Raw genomic sequence first — 13,211 nt, forward strand, 5'->3', positions numbered from 1 at the left:
ATGGCAGAACAACCGCAAGTTCGTGCACAGGGCCCCGCTAAAGGGGTCCTGGATGTCGCTCAGCGCATCATCACTATTCTGGTCGGTATGGTGGAAACCCGGGTTCGCCTGGCCGTGGTCGAGCTGGAAGAGGAGAAAGCCAACCTCATTCAGTTGCTGATTATGGCCGGCATGACCCTGCTCTTCACCGCATTCGGCCTGATGAGCCTGCTGATCCTGATTTTCTGGGCTATCGATCCTGTTTACCGTGTGATGGCATTAGGTGCGACTACCGGGGTGCTGTTGTTCCTGGCCGTGGTTGGCGCTATCTGGACACTGGTCAAAGCCCGCCGCTCCACGCTGCTGGGTGCGACACGCAAGCAGTTGGAAATCGACCGTTCCGAGCTGGAAGGTGAAAAATGAATCGCCGCCGCTATCTGGAATGGAGAAAAGAGAAGTTGATTCGCAAGATCCAGCAGCAAAGGCTGGATCTCGCCGAAAACAAAACCCTGTGGCTGGAAAAGACCGAACGCATCGATCGCGGTTGGCAAACCCTTTTCGGCCTGCGTAAATATCTGGTGGTCGGCTCCAGCGTGATGGCGTTGTACGGCATCCGCCATCCCAGCAAGCTGATTCGCTGGTCACGCCGCGCTTTTGGTGCCTTTGGTACTATCCGCTTGATCCAGAAAACTTTTTCCAGCAAGTAACCCTCCACAATTCCATCAATACTTCCGATGTTTTGCCCGCCTTTTCACAGAGACTTTGCGTTTCTGCCGGTGAAGGCTGGGCAACTTTCTGATTCCCCACGATTTATTAGCAGGCTAAAGATTCAGTTTTTTTGAAAAAATACGACAGTATTACTTGCTAACAAAGCGTTTGCTTCGCGATTAACATTCACTCCATCAAGACAAAACGGGCAGGACAGGGTCAGAGACCCGGCATACCGCTCACTAACATGACAAACGCCAAAACTGGCAAACAAAAATCACTTTGGAGTAGAAGATGAAAAAATTAGAAGATGCAGGTTTGCTGGTTGCTCGTATTCTGATGCCAATCCTGTTTATCGTGGCAGGCTACGGCAAAATGGGTGATGCCTATGCAGGCACCCAACAATATATGCAATCGATGGGCGTACCTGGCTTCTTGCTGCCACTGACCATCCTGCTGGAATTTGGCGGCGGTCTGGCAATTTTGTTCGGTTTCCTGACCCGCACCGTGGCACTGTTCACCGCCGGTTTTACCATCCTGACCGCGTTACTGTTCCATACTAACTTTGCGGATGGCGTAAACCAGCTGATGTTCATGAAGAACCTGACCATCGCCGGCGGCTTCATCGTACTGGCCGTTGCCGGCCCAGGCGGTTTCAGCATCGACCGTCTTTTGAACAAAAAGTGGTAAGGTTTTAACACCGACTCAGGGGCCCGCATGTCGGGCCCTTCTGCTTTTTCACTCGGACACGAAGGAGACTCTCATGGGACAACTCGTCGATGGCGTTTGGCAAGACATCTGGTATGACACCTCATCCACCGGAGGCCGTTTCAAACGCTCAACCTCTCAGTTCCGCAATTGGGTGACCACAGGCGGTCAGCCGGGCGAACACGGAGTTGGAGGTTTTCAAGCGGAGAAAGATCGTTATCACCTGTACGTTTCCCTCGCCTGCCCCTGGGCACACCGCACCCTGCTGATGCGCAAATTGAAAGGGCTGGAGTCACTCATTCCGGTTTCCGTGGTGCATCCGCTGATGCTGGAAAATGGCTGGACCTTCGGCACCGACTTCCCTGAAGCCACCGGCGACAGCCTGTACCACTCAGACTTCCTCTATCAGCTTTATCTGCGTGCCGACAAACATTACACCGGCCGCGTGACGGTGCCTGTGCTGTGGGACAAACAGCAACAAACCATCGTCAGCAATGAGTCCGCCGATATCATTCGCATGTTCAACAGCGCATTTGATGGTGTTGGCGCACGCGCCGGTGACTATTACCCCACCGAGCTGCGCGGAAAAATTGATGAACTGAACGGTTGGATTTATGACCAGGTGAATAATGGCGTCTACAAGGCCGGTTTTGCCACCAGCCAGGAAGCCTATGACGAAGCGGTGAACGGGGTATTTGAAGCGCTGGCACGACTGGAGCAAATACTGGGACAACAGCGTTACCTGACGGGCGATCGCCTGACTGAGGCCGATCTGCGCCTGTGGACCACGCTGATACGCTTCGATCCGGTGTATGTCACCCACTTTAAATGCGACAAACACCGCATCAGCGATTATCTCAACCTGTACGGCTTCCTGCGTGATATCTACCAAATGCCGGGCATTGCCGAAACGGTCAGCCTGCCGCACATCCGCAATCACTATTACCGCAGCCACGCCACCATCAATCCTCACGGCATTATTTCCATCGGGCCGGCGCAGGATCTGGACGAGCCGCACGGCCGCGACCGGCGTTTCGGTTAACGCACTCCCCCCTTTGCTTAATGGCGAGGGGGAATGTTACTGGCGTTCCAGTTGAGCGAACAGCCGCGGGATTTCGCGCAGGAACCAGGCTTTCGCCTCCCCCATGCTGTCACGTCGCCAGGCCATAATAATATCGGCCTCGCGGCTGTATTCCGGCCCCACCACGCGTAAACGCCCTTCTTCGATGTCTTTCTCGACCATCGGGTAAGGCATGGTCGCCACGCCCAAACCGGCCAGCAAAGCCAGGCGCTTGTCTTCAATGGTGCTAACCGTCAGACGTTGCTGTTTATCCAGCAATTGCACGGTCAACACCGGACGTTCACGTGCGGTATCCGCTACGGCTATGCCACGGTATTTCACCCGTGTCATTTCGGACAATGGCTCCGGCTCCAGATGGATAGGATGGTTCGGGGCGGCTACATACACGCTCATCACCTTGTACAGCTTACGGGTGTTGATTTCGGACGACGCACGAAAATGCATGTCCGGAGCGATAACGATATCGGCGCGTCCCTGCTCCAGTCGTTCCCAGGCACCGGCCAGCACCTCGGTAAAGATCGATACCTGAGTGTTGGCCTTCAGCGCCAGCTTGTCGACCAGCGGAAACAGTTTGCTCGGTGGCGATAGCGCCTCACTGACGATAGTCAGATGGGTTTCCCAGCCGCGTGCCAGCGCTTCAGCATCGGTGGTCAGCTTGTCTGCGGCTTCCAGCAACACCCGCCCACGTTCCAGCAGCATACGCCCAACGTTGGTGAACTTGGTTCTGTGGCCTGAACGGTCGAACAGCACCACGTCCAATTCTTCTTCCAATTTTTGCATGGTATAGCTGAGCGCCGAAGGCACGCGCCCCAGTTCATCGGCTGCCGCAGCGAAGCTGCCACGTCGGTCGATCGCATCCATAACCCTTAACGCTTCAAGCGTTAACGCCCGATCTCTGGCCATCGAATCTCTCTGTCAGGAAATTTGAATATGCCGACCAGATTAACTGGCTAACAATCCGCCGTCCAGATGCTTACCATCTAGATAATGAATTTAGAGAGCCGATTGCCATGATTACATGCAGAACAGCACAACAATGCGGGCAAGCTGACTTTGGTTGGCTGCAGGCTCGCTACACCTTTTCTTTTGGACACTACTTCGATCCCAAGCTGATGGGCTACGCCTCACTGCGGGTGTTAAATCAGGAAGTGCTGGCTCCGGGTGCGTCGTTCCAGCCACGCACCTACCCCAGCGTGGATATCCTGAATTTAATCCTGCAGGGTAAAGCGGAATACCGCGACAACGACGGTAATACGGTCAGCGCCAAGGCCGGTGAAGCTTTGTTGCTGGCTACCCAGCCGGGACTGAGCTACAGCGAGCAGAATATCAGCAGCGACACGCCGCTGACCCGTTTGCAGCTGTGGCTGGATGCCTGCCCAGAGCGCAACAACGAACGCGTACAGCGCCTGATGTTGCCAGAGGCCGGGCTGACGCTGCTGGCCTCTCCGGACGGTGCTCAGGGCAGCCTGCAGCTGCGCCAACAGGCGTGGATCCATCATCTGGATTTGCAACCGGGCGAACAGCAAACGCTGGCGCTCAACGGGCCGCGGGCGTACCTGCAATCGATCCACGGCACCATTGAAGCCCATGGCGAGCGCAACGACAGCCAACACCTGACCTGCGGCGATGGGGCGTTTATCCACGAAGAAAACCGACTGACTATCCGTGCCGAGACACCGCTGCGTGCACTGCTGATCGATTTGCCGGTGTGATAGGCATCCAGAAAGGAAAAAACCCCGCGTAACTTGCGTCACGCGGGGTTTTCTTTATAGAGGGAGTTGACCGGTAAGCCGGGTTCTGTCGTGGACAGTCATTCCTCTAGGCCAGCAATCGCTCACTGGCTCAAGCAGCCTACCCGGGTTCAGTACGGGCCGTACCATGTGAACCCCTATTTGGCCTTGCTCCGGGTGGAGTTTACCGTGCCACGAACTGTTGCCAGTCGCGCGGTGCGCTCTTACCGCACCCTTTCACCCTTACCTGATCCCGCTTGCGCGGGCCATCGGCGGTTTGCTCTCTGTTGCACTAGTCGTAGGCTTGCGCCTCCCAGGCGTTACCTGGCACCCTGCCCTATGGAGCCCGGACTTTCCTCCCCTCCATCTGTCTCCCCCGAAAGGGACGGCAATGAAGCGGCGACTGTCTGGTCAACTCCGGCGCGGATAGTAGCGTTGCACTCACGGCAGGTCAACCGCTTTACTGTTCTTGTTGCTCTAAAGCATATTTATACAACGCATTTTTCTTCACGCCGTGGATCTCTGCCGCCAGCGCCGCCGCCTTTTTCAGCGGCAGTTCTTTTTGCAGCAACGCCAGGGTACGTAGCGCCTCGAGCGGCAATGCGTCTTCCTGCGCCTTGTGGCCTTCAACGATCAGCACCATTTCGCCACGGCGACGGACTTCATCTTCCTGCACCCAGGCCAGCAGTTCGCCAACCGGCGCGCCGGTGATGGACTCCCAGGTTTTGGTCAACTCGCGCGCCAGCACCACATAACGTTGCGGCCCCCAGACGGTGACCATGTCCTGCAAACTTTCCAGCAAGCGATGGGTGGATTCGTAGAAAATCAACGTACGCGGTTCCTCTGCCAGCGCCATCAGCGTATCCTTACGCCCCTTGGTTTTCGCCGGCAGGAACCCTTCGTAGCAGAAGCGGTCTGAAGCCAAACCGGCGGCACAGAGTGCAGTAGTTGCCGCACAGGCTCCGGGCAACGGTACTACACGGATGCCGGCTTCGCGGCAACGGCGCACCAGGTGATAACCGGGATCGTTGATCAAAGGCGTACCCGCGTCGGAAACCAGCGCAATGCTCTGGCCTTCCTGCAGTTTCGCCAACAGTTGATCGGCCTTTTGTTGTTCGTTATGGTCATGCAGCGCAAACAACCGCGCGCTAATCGCAAAGTGTTGCAGCAGCAACCCGGTATGGCGCGTGTCTTCCGCCGCAATCAGATCAACGCTTTTCAGTACCTCTAACGCACGGTGGGTAATATCCCCTAAATTGCCGATTGGGGTGGGCACCACATACAGCGTTGATGCAGAAATGACTGATTGTTGGTGTTGATTCATTGTTTCATCCGGGTTGCCGATTTAATATTGAGCATCTTGAAAAAAACATCACTGGATACAGTATGCTTTCCTCAACATTCGTTCGTACCAAAGCAGGGCGTTCAAAGCCTGTCCGACTTACCGCAGTTATCGCAGCAGCCCTTTTCCTTGCAGGCTGTCCAAGTCAGGCCCCACAGACGCCGCCTGTCAATATACAGGACGAAGCGAGCGCCAGTTCCGATTACTATCTGCAGCAGCTGCAGCAAAGCAGCAATGATAACAAGGCTGACTGGCAATTACTTGCTATTCGCGCCTTGTTGCGTGAAGGGAAACTGCCGCAGGCCAGTGAACAGCTCAAACAACTGCCGAAAAACCTCAGCAGCGTGCAGCAGGTGGAAAGCCAGTTACTGACTGCTGAACTGCAGGTAGCGAACAAAAGCTACGTCAGCGCTCGCAGTACGTTGGGACATATCGATAGCGGCTCGCTATCAGCCAACCAGTTGGTGCGCTTCTACCAGGCGCAGATCGCTGCCAATCAGGGCAAACCTTCCCTGCCGCTGATCCGTGCTTACATTGCGCAAGAGCCACTGCTGACCGGGAAAGCGCATCAAAGCAACCTGGATCAAACCTGGCAGTCGCTGTTGCAACTGACGCCGCAGGACATGAACAGCCTGGTGATCAACGCCAATGAAAATGTGCTGCAAGGCTGGCTGGATCTGCTGCGGGTATATCAGGACAACAAACAGGATCCTGACCTGCTGAAGGCAGGGATTAAAGACTGGCAGAACCGCTATCCGCAGAACCCGGCGGCAAAAACGCTACCGACCCAGTTGAACCAAGTGCTGAACTTTACCCAGGCTTCCACGTCGAAAATCGCCCTGCTGCTGCCGTTGAACGGCCAGGCCAAAGTGTTCGCCGACGCGATCCAAAAAGGCTTTGAAGCGGCTAAAAATGGTGTCACGCCTTCCACCCCGGTTCAGCAACAGCAACCCGCCAGCGTACCTGAGCAGGCAGCGCAGCCGGCATCAACCGATCCAAACGCCAATGGCGCAGTAAGCACCTCGGCACCAGATGCAGCCCCGGTGACCGCCGCCCAGCCTTCTGCACCTTCCACTGCGCCAATTACACCGCCACAGGCCGCTAACGCACAGATTAAGGTGTATGATACCTCCAGCCAGCCGCTGGCCGCGTTGCTGACGCAGGCACAGCAGGATGGCGCGACCCTGGTGGTCGGCCCGCTGCTGAAAGAAAATGTTGATCAACTGGCCAGCAGCACCACTACGCTGAACGTGCTGGCGCTCAATCAACCGGAAACGCCAAAAGATAACCCGAACATCTGTTACTTCGCGCTTTCACCGGAAGACGAAGCGCGTGATGCAGCCCGTCACATTTGGGAACAGCAGAAGCGGCAGCCGCTGTTGCTGATCCCGCGCGGTGCCTTCGGCGATCGCGTTGCCAAAGCCTTTAACCAGGAGTGGCAAAAACTGGGTGGCCAAACCGTGCTGCAGCAAGGCATCGGTTCCGCCAGTGAGCTGCGCCAGATGGTTAACAGCGGTGGCATTCGCATGTCCGGTACGCCAATCTCCGCTGCACCGGCGCCGCAGGCCGTGACCATCGCCGGACTGACTATTCCGGCACCACCGAGCGATACGCCTGCAGCCAGCGGTGGCAGCGTAGACTCGGTCTATATCGTCGCCACCCAGTCCCAGTTGACGCTGATCAAACCGATGATCGACATGGCCACCAACTCGCGCAGCAAGCCGGCAATGTACGCCAGTTCCCGCAGTTACCAGGCCGGTGCCGGCCCGGACTTCCGTCTGGAAATGGAAGGCCTGCAATTTAGCGATATTCCATTGTTGGCCGGCGCTAACCCGCAGTTGTTGCAGCAGGCAAGTAGCCAGTTCCGCAACGATTATTCGCTGGTGCGTCTGTACGCAATGGGGATGGATGCCTGGACATTGTCCAACCACTTTGCTGAAATGCGCCAGTTACCTGGCTTCCAGGTCTCTGGCACCACTGGCGTACTCACCGCTGCGCCAGGCTGTGTGATCAACAGAAAGCTGCCTTGGCTGCAATACCGTCAGGGCACGGTCGTTCCGGTCTCTTGAGTCAACGCGCCATAGGGGCGGGCTATGAGTTACAGGCCCGTCACTATCTGGAACGCGCCGGGCTCACCTTCTGCGCCGCCAATGTGGCGCTGCGCGGCGGTGAGCTCGATCTCATCATGCGCGATGGTCAAACCTGGGTGTTCGTTGAAGTCCGCTACCGCCGCAGTGACGCTTTTGGTGGTGCAGCTGCCAGCGTCACCTATCGCAAGCAGCAGCGGTTGCTGCATGCCGCCGCCGTTTGGCTGGCGGGACGCGGAGCCAGTTTTGACACATCGTCTTGCCGTTTTGATGTTTTGGCCATCACCGGTAACCAGTTAGAATGGATACCCAACGCCTTCAATGCGGATTAATCGTGGTTTACCGGTGCAGACCGGCCCTTTGACTTAGTGGATTAATACAACGTGCTGGATAGAATTAAAGCCTGTTTTACCGAAAGCATCCAAACCCAGATTGCGGCGGCGGAGGCTTTGCCCGACGCCATCTCGCGTGCCGCGATGACGCTGGTTCAATCCTTACTTAACGGTAATAAAATTCTGTGCTGTGGCAACGGCACCTCGGCAGCCAACGCGCAGCATTTCGCCGCCAGCATGATCAACCGCTTTGAAACCGAGCGTCCAAGCCTGCCGGCCATTGCGCTGAATGCCGATAACGTGGTGCTGACGGCGATCACCAACGATCGGCTGCACGACGAAGTTTATGCCAAACAAGTGCGCGCGCTCGGCCATGCCGGCGACGTATTACTGGCGATTTCCACCCGCGGCAACAGCCGTGATATTGTGAAAGCGGTCGAAGCCGCGGTGACACGCGACATGACGATTGTCGCACTGACCGGTTATGACGGCGGTGAACTGGCCGGCTTGCTCGGCCAGCAGGATGTCGAGATCCGCATTCCATCACACCGCAGTGCACGTATTCAGGAGATGCATATGCTTACCGTAAATTGCCTATGCGACCTGATAGATAGTACGTTGTTTCCCCACCAGGACGAATGAATAAGGAACTGAAATGAAGCTGAAAGCCACATTTGCAGTGCTGTCCAGCGCCCTGCTGTTACAAGGCTGTATTGCAGGCGTTGTCGTTGGCAGCGCCGCCGTCGCCACCAAAACTGCCACCGACCCACGTAGCGTCGGGACTCAGGTAGACGACGGCACGCTGGAAGCCCGGGTTGAAAACGCCCTGAGTAAAGATCAGCAGTTGAAGAAAGATGCCCGGGTGGTTGCGACTGCCTATCAGGGTAAGGTGCTGCTGACCGGCCAGGCGCCGAGTACCGATCTGGCCGCCCGCGCCAAGCAGATTGCGATGGGTGTTGAAGGCACTACCGAAGTGTATAACGAGGTCCGCCAGGGTACACCGGTCAGTCTGAGTACCGCGTCTTCCGACACCTGGATCACCACCAAGGTGCGTTCACAATTGCTCGCCAGCGATGCGGTGAAGTCATCCAATGTGAAAGTCACCACCGAAAATGGTGAAGTGTTCCTGCTGGGTCTGGTCACGCAACAGGAAGCACAGTCTGCGGCGCAGACTGCCAGCCAGGTCGGCGGCGTGAAACACGTCACCACCGCCTTTACCTATGTGAAGTAAAATGGTCTGATGCCCTCTCCCACCGGAGAGGGCATCAGCTCACTCAATCCAGATTATTTTCTTTCAGAAACCCTTCGCCACCCAACTGACGCATCTGGCGCATGATCCACTGCTGCCGCTGTACCACGTAGCCGGAAGGCGCATTGGCTTTGAAGCGATGCGGGTTGGGCAATACTGCCGCCAGCAAGGCCGCCTCTGAGGCCGTCAGGCGTTTGGCCGGTTTATTGAAAAAGCGCTGTGATGCTTCTTCCACGCCGAATACACCGTCGCCGAACTCCACGATATTCAGATAAACCGTCAGGATCCGTCGCTTGGTCCACACCAGCTCAATCCCCGATGTCAGCCCGGCCTCCAGCCCTTTACGCAGCCAGCTGCGGCCATCCCACAGGAACAGGTTCTTCGCCGTTTGCTGGGATAGCGTAGAGGCACCACGGATGCGTGTTGGCCGCCGTTCGTTGTGGCTAAGCGCCTTTTCAATTGCTGCCACGTCAAACCCCCAGTGCTCAGGGAATTTCTGATCTTCCGCCGCCATCACCGCCAGCGCCATCTGCGGGGAAATATCGTCCATCGACACCCAGTCGGAATGCGCCACATAGCCAAAATCGCCACTCAGCCAGGCGCCAACCTGCCGTTCAACCATTACCGCAGAGAAAGGCACTGGCAGAAAGGCGAAGACGACGATCCCCAGTAGCCACGCGCCAAACACCGTAATTAATCCGCGTTTCAGCCAAAACCAGGGCCGGGAAAAAATCGATTTGCCCGCAGATTTTCTCATTCAGTCAAATCCAGCACCCGTGAAACCAGCTTATCAATTCCGCTGGCCGCCTCAGCGATCGATTTCGCCAGCATATAGGCCGGCGTAGTCACCACTTTGTTCTCAGCATCCACTACGATGTCATCAACCGGGCAAATCACCGGCTCACCGCCCATGGCATCAATCACTTCACCAAGGTCAGGCTCGTTGCCAATGGTCAGCCGCACTTGTTGATCCAATAACTTCGGCAGCAAGGCAGGCGCAATGCACATAAAACCGATTGGTTTATTTGCCTTATGCATTTGCTGCGTTAACTTGGCCAAATCCTTATCAATCCAGCATTCCGCCCCTTCACTGGCGAAACTGCTGAGGTTCTTTGCCGCACCAAAGCCACCGGGGACGATCAGGGCATCGAGTTGGCTGGCGTCAGCCTGCGAAAGCGGCTGGACGTTGCCTCTGGCAATGCGCGCAGACTCCACTAAAACATTGCGACTCTCCGGCTCTTCATCACCAGATAAATGATTAATAACATGAAGTTGAGGTTTATCAGGGGCAAAGCACACCGCCTGCGCCCCCGCCCGGTCCAACGCCAGCAGCGTCAGGACGGCTTCATGGATCTCCGTACCGTCATAAACCCCGCAACCACTCAGCACTACGCCAACGTTTTTCATCACCCTTCCTCCTGTCGCTGCTGTCAACTGGTTAATGCTCTGAGTTGACAAACACTAATCTACATCACACATTTTAATGAATCTTCTAACAAGAGCGCTTACATTTGCTATGTTGTTGGCTGTATGATGTTTAGGAATTCTCTACAACCTGCTCGACCAGAACATTAAAACCAATACGCAGGTTCACAATTTCCCTGGTGTTGGCGCAATATTCGCGCACCCCGGCCTAGGTCGGGGTCATTTTTTTTCAGCTTCCGCTACCCACTCACGCAGTACCTGTACGTCGTTACGCCATTCCTGTTTCAACTCATCAACCCAGTCTTGCACGTTATCCCACCATGCCGGCAGTGTCGGGGTTTGAATTTGCTGTGCAATCTGTTGCAGATGACGCAGGCCAACCGAGCCGGCGGCACCTTTGATTTTATGCCCTTCTTCCGTGATGCCTTTCTGATCGCGCGCCGTCATGTTGGAATCCAGCACCGCCAGATAACCCGGCATCATCTGCTCAAACATCTCCAGGCTCTGATGAATCAACTGCGGCCCCACCAGGTCCATGTACTGTTCCAGCATGGTGGTATCCAGTAAAGACTCATTAATCTTCATCGTCTTTTGCTCCGTTTTCTTTGTGGTGTGAGAGGGTTGATGATCCCAATAATGCTTAATCACCTTGGTCAACGCCGGTACCGACAGCGGCTTGCTCAGGACATCGTCCATGCCCGCGTCGAGGTACTCTTTTTTGTCTTTCAGCACGTTGGCGGTCAGGGCAACCAGTGGCGGCAGCGCCTGCCCGGCATAGCGTTCACGCAATATCCGGGCGATATCCAACCCGGTCATGTCCGGCAGTTGAATGTCCAGCAACACCAGATCGAACTCGTCCGGATCAAACATCGCCAGCGCATCTTTGCCGTTCATCGCCACGTCAACACTGTTGCCCAGCTTCTCCAGCACCGAACGCGCCACAATCACGTTCAGCTCAATATCTTCCACCAGCAGAATATGCAACGCCGGCAATGGCAGTTCCTCTTCGACTGCGATTTCACTTTCCGCTTCCTGCACCGCCGGTGCCTTGATGGATAAGGTGAAACAAGAACCCTGCCCCTGTACGCTGCTGACGGTGATATCGCCGCCCATGCTCTGCGCCAGACGTTTGGAAACCGCCAGCCCAATGCCGGTGCCGGTCGCCGGACGGCCGCCGTGCTGATCCTTCACCTGATAATACATGGCGAAAATCTTGTCCTGCTCATCTTGCGGAATCCCCATACCGGAGTCTTCCACTTCAAACACCAGCCGATCCTGCTCTTCGCGCCGCACACGCACCACGATTTGCCCCTGCGGGGTAAACTTCACCGCATTGCCGATCAGATTCCACAGGATCTGTCGCAGGCGGGTACCATCGGCGATAATTTGTTGCGGCAGCGGTGGCTGCGGCTCCATCACAAACTGCAGCCCTTTCGGCTGTACCAGCAGGCCGGAGAGGTTTTCCAGATCGGCCAGGAAGCCGGTAAAGTCCACCGGTTGGTTGTCGAGCTGCACTTTGCGGCGCTCGAGTTTGTCCATCTCGATAATGTCATTAAAGATATTACCCAGCGTGATGGCGCTGACATGGATGGTTTTGAGGTATTTGAGCTGTTCGTCGTTTAATTCGGTATCGAGCAGAATGCGGCTCAGGCCGACGATGCCGTTAAGCGGCGTACGCAGCTCGTGGCTGATCGTTGAGATGAAGGTGGTCTTGTCCCTGCTGGCGTTCTCCAGCGCGTCCTGGTAGCGCTTACGCTCGGTTATATCGCGGCCAAAGCCCATAAGACCGTGGCGTTTGCCCACGCGATCGTAAAACGGCACCTTGCGCAGCTCAAAACAGGCCTTGCGCCCGTCCGGGTAAACCAGCCACTGTTCGTAGGTCAATGAGACGTTGTGACGGAACACTTTCTCGTCGGTTTCGATCACCTTCTCGGCAATTTCCTGGCCGTAGACGTCAAAGGGGGTCAGACCGATCAACTGTTTTTCGCTTTTGCCGGTCAGCAGTTCCATCGCCCGGTTACAACCAGAGAACTCTTTGTCTTCATTGCGGTAATAGACCAGATCCGGCGAGGCATCGAGAAAGGAACGCAACAACGCCGACTGCTGACCCAGTTCGATCTGCGCCAGTTCACGCTGTTCCATCTCTCCCGTCAGTTTGTCCATCACCTGCTGACGCTCTTCTTCCGCCTTGATACGGTCGGCAATTTCCTGATTCAGTTGGCTGATGTTGTCTTTGAGCTGTTGGTTAAGCTCCAGATCGCGGTGGCGCATCTCTTCGAGCTTATCCACCAGCCGCGTCAGGCGCTGGCGTGACTCTTCGAGCTGTTCGACCACCACCGACAGAAAGTAGACCGCCCACGGCGTAATCAGCAGGCCAAAGAAGATGGAGCGCACCACGTCGATGCTTTCGACTTCCCCACGCAGCAGCATGGTGACGGCCATCTGTACCACCATCGCCAGCACCACCAACGCCGACGCCAGCAACAGCGAAAAGCGCACCAGCCCCAGTTTTACCATTAAATCAACGTAGTACTGGGCTAACACCCGGATTTGCTTCATAGCCGCTCCCT

The 13,211-nt window shown here is 56.1% G+C and carries 14 protein-coding genes and 1 other RNA gene; 9 read left to right on the top strand and 6 right to left on the bottom strand.

The window, feature by feature from the left end:
* The 4 genes from E5C26_RS21730 (at nt 1) to E5C26_RS21745 (ending at nt 2,437) form a co-directional block, all read left to right on the top strand.
* Nucleotides 1-402 (top strand): phage holin family protein, encoded by a 402-nt coding sequence (locus E5C26_RS21730; RefSeq protein WP_135318149.1) that lies wholly within the window; start codon nt 1-3, stop codon nt 400-402.
* Entirely contained in the window at nt 399-686 is a 288-nt protein-coding gene (locus E5C26_RS21735) for a YqjK-like family protein (protein WP_135318150.1), read from the top strand. Before E5C26_RS21730 ends, E5C26_RS21735 begins: the two co-directional genes overlap by 4 nt.
* 295 nt (nt 687-981) lie before the next feature.
* Nucleotides 982-1,377, top strand: coding sequence for a DoxX family protein (locus E5C26_RS21740; protein WP_112363736.1), 396 nt, complete (start codon nt 982-984; stop codon nt 1,375-1,377).
* A 73-nt stretch (nt 1,378-1,450) separates the two neighbouring features.
* Complete coding sequence (locus tag E5C26_RS21745) at nt 1,451-2,437, top strand: glutathione S-transferase family protein (protein ID WP_135318151.1); 987 nt, start codon at nt 1,451-1,453, stop codon at nt 2,435-2,437.
* Between the two features lie 36 nt (nt 2,438-2,473).
* Here the strand turns inward: E5C26_RS21745 and E5C26_RS21750 are convergent, their stop codons facing one another.
* Nucleotides 2,474-3,379, bottom strand: a complete 906-nt coding sequence (locus tag E5C26_RS21750) for a LysR family transcriptional regulator (RefSeq protein ID WP_135318152.1) — start codon at nt 3,377-3,379, stop codon at nt 2,474-2,476.
* Between the two features lie 107 nt (nt 3,380-3,486).
* Between E5C26_RS21750 and E5C26_RS21755 the strand changes: the two genes are divergently transcribed.
* Nucleotides 3,487-4,188 carry a pirin family protein gene (locus E5C26_RS21755; RefSeq protein WP_135318153.1) on the top strand — a complete coding sequence of 234 codons (702 nt, stop codon included), beginning with the start codon at nt 3,487-3,489 and terminating at the stop codon, nt 4,186-4,188.
* 58 nt (nt 4,189-4,246) lie between these two features.
* Here the strand turns inward: E5C26_RS21755 and rnpB are convergent.
* Nucleotides 4,247-4,625: RNase P RNA component class A (gene rnpB / locus E5C26_RS21760), an RNA gene on the bottom strand.
* 41 nt (nt 4,626-4,666) lie between these two features.
* Nucleotides 4,667-5,530 carry a 16S rRNA (cytidine(1402)-2'-O)-methyltransferase gene (gene rsmI / locus E5C26_RS21765; RefSeq protein WP_012147032.1) on the bottom strand — a complete coding sequence of 288 codons (864 nt, stop codon included), beginning with the start codon at nt 5,528-5,530 and terminating at the stop codon, nt 4,667-4,669.
* A 62-nt stretch (nt 5,531-5,592) separates the two neighbouring features.
* Between rsmI and E5C26_RS21770 the strand changes: the two genes are divergently transcribed.
* Genes E5C26_RS21770 through dolP form a run of 4 tightly spaced genes read left to right on the top strand, consistent with a single transcriptional unit; the run spans nt 5,593 to nt 9,198 of the window.
* The gene (locus tag E5C26_RS21770; protein WP_135318154.1) at nt 5,593-7,617 is read left to right on the top strand and encodes a penicillin-binding protein activator; all 2,025 of its coding nucleotides are present in this window, start codon (nt 5,593-5,595) and stop codon (nt 7,615-7,617) included.
* The gene (locus E5C26_RS21775) at nt 7,614-7,967 is read left to right on the top strand and encodes a YraN family protein (RefSeq protein WP_206194300.1); all 354 of its coding nucleotides are present in this window, start codon (nt 7,614-7,616) and stop codon (nt 7,965-7,967) included. The genes E5C26_RS21770 and E5C26_RS21775 overlap by 4 nt, the downstream gene beginning before the upstream one ends.
* A 51-nt stretch (nt 7,968-8,018) precedes the next feature.
* Complete coding sequence (gene diaA, locus E5C26_RS21780; protein WP_004948462.1) at nt 8,019-8,609, top strand: DnaA initiator-associating protein DiaA; 591 nt, start codon at nt 8,019-8,021, stop codon at nt 8,607-8,609.
* 13 nt (nt 8,610-8,622) lie between these two features.
* The gene (dolP, locus tag E5C26_RS21785; RefSeq protein WP_135318156.1) at nt 8,623-9,198 is read left to right on the top strand and encodes a division/outer membrane stress-associated lipid-binding lipoprotein; all 576 of its coding nucleotides are present in this window, start codon (nt 8,623-8,625) and stop codon (nt 9,196-9,198) included.
* A gap of 43 nt (nt 9,199-9,241) precedes the next feature.
* Here the strand turns inward: dolP and mtgA are convergent, their stop codons facing one another.
* From mtgA to arcB, 3 genes are all read right to left on the bottom strand, one after another.
* Nucleotides 9,242-9,973 (bottom strand): monofunctional biosynthetic peptidoglycan transglycosylase, encoded by a 732-nt coding sequence (gene mtgA, locus E5C26_RS21790; RefSeq protein WP_135318157.1) that lies wholly within the window; start codon nt 9,971-9,973, stop codon nt 9,242-9,244.
* Entirely contained in the window at nt 9,970-10,623 is a 654-nt protein-coding gene (gene elbB, locus E5C26_RS21795; RefSeq protein ID WP_135318158.1) for an isoprenoid biosynthesis glyoxalase ElbB, read from the bottom strand. The genes mtgA and elbB overlap by 4 nt, the downstream gene beginning before the upstream one ends.
* A gap of 237 nt (nt 10,624-10,860) precedes the next feature.
* Complete coding sequence (arcB, locus tag E5C26_RS21800) at nt 10,861-13,200, bottom strand: aerobic respiration two-component sensor histidine kinase ArcB (RefSeq protein ID WP_135318159.1); 2,340 nt, start codon at nt 13,198-13,200, stop codon at nt 10,861-10,863.
* Nucleotides 13,201-13,211 lie beyond the last annotated feature (11 nt).

The organism is Serratia proteamaculans, from assembly GCF_004684015.1.
Lineage (GTDB): Bacteria > Pseudomonadota > Gammaproteobacteria > Enterobacterales > Enterobacteriaceae > Serratia > Serratia proteamaculans_F.

Coding starts and splice junctions, on each gene's coding strand:
- arcB (WP_135318159.1), bottom strand. CDS start 13,200: ATGAAGCAAATCCGGGTGTTAGCCCAGTACTACGTTGATTTAATGGTA.
- E5C26_RS21750 (WP_135318152.1), bottom strand. CDS start 3,379: ATGGCCAGAGATCGGGCGTTAACGCTTGAAGCGTTAAGGGTTATGGAT.
- E5C26_RS21745 (WP_135318151.1), top strand. CDS start 1,451: ATGGGACAACTCGTCGATGGCGTTTGGCAAGACATCTGGTATGACACC.
- dolP (WP_135318156.1), top strand. CDS start 8,623: ATGAAGCTGAAAGCCACATTTGCAGTGCTGTCCAGCGCCCTGCTGTTA.
- rsmI (WP_012147032.1), bottom strand. CDS start 5,530: ATGAATCAACACCAACAATCAGTCATTTCTGCATCAACGCTGTATGTG.
- E5C26_RS21735 (WP_135318150.1), top strand. CDS start 399: ATGAATCGCCGCCGCTATCTGGAATGGAGAAAAGAGAAGTTGATTCGC.
- E5C26_RS21755 (WP_135318153.1), top strand. CDS start 3,487: ATGATTACATGCAGAACAGCACAACAATGCGGGCAAGCTGACTTTGGT.
- E5C26_RS21730 (WP_135318149.1), top strand. CDS start 1: ATGGCAGAACAACCGCAAGTTCGTGCACAGGGCCCCGCTAAAGGGGTC.
- E5C26_RS21770 (WP_135318154.1), top strand. CDS start 5,593: ATGCTTTCCTCAACATTCGTTCGTACCAAAGCAGGGCGTTCAAAGCCT.
- mtgA (WP_135318157.1), bottom strand. CDS start 9,973: ATGAGAAAATCTGCGGGCAAATCGATTTTTTCCCGGCCCTGGTTTTGG.
- E5C26_RS21740 (WP_112363736.1), top strand. CDS start 982: ATGAAAAAATTAGAAGATGCAGGTTTGCTGGTTGCTCGTATTCTGATG.
- elbB (WP_135318158.1), bottom strand. CDS start 10,623: ATGAAAAACGTTGGCGTAGTGCTGAGTGGTTGCGGGGTTTATGACGGT.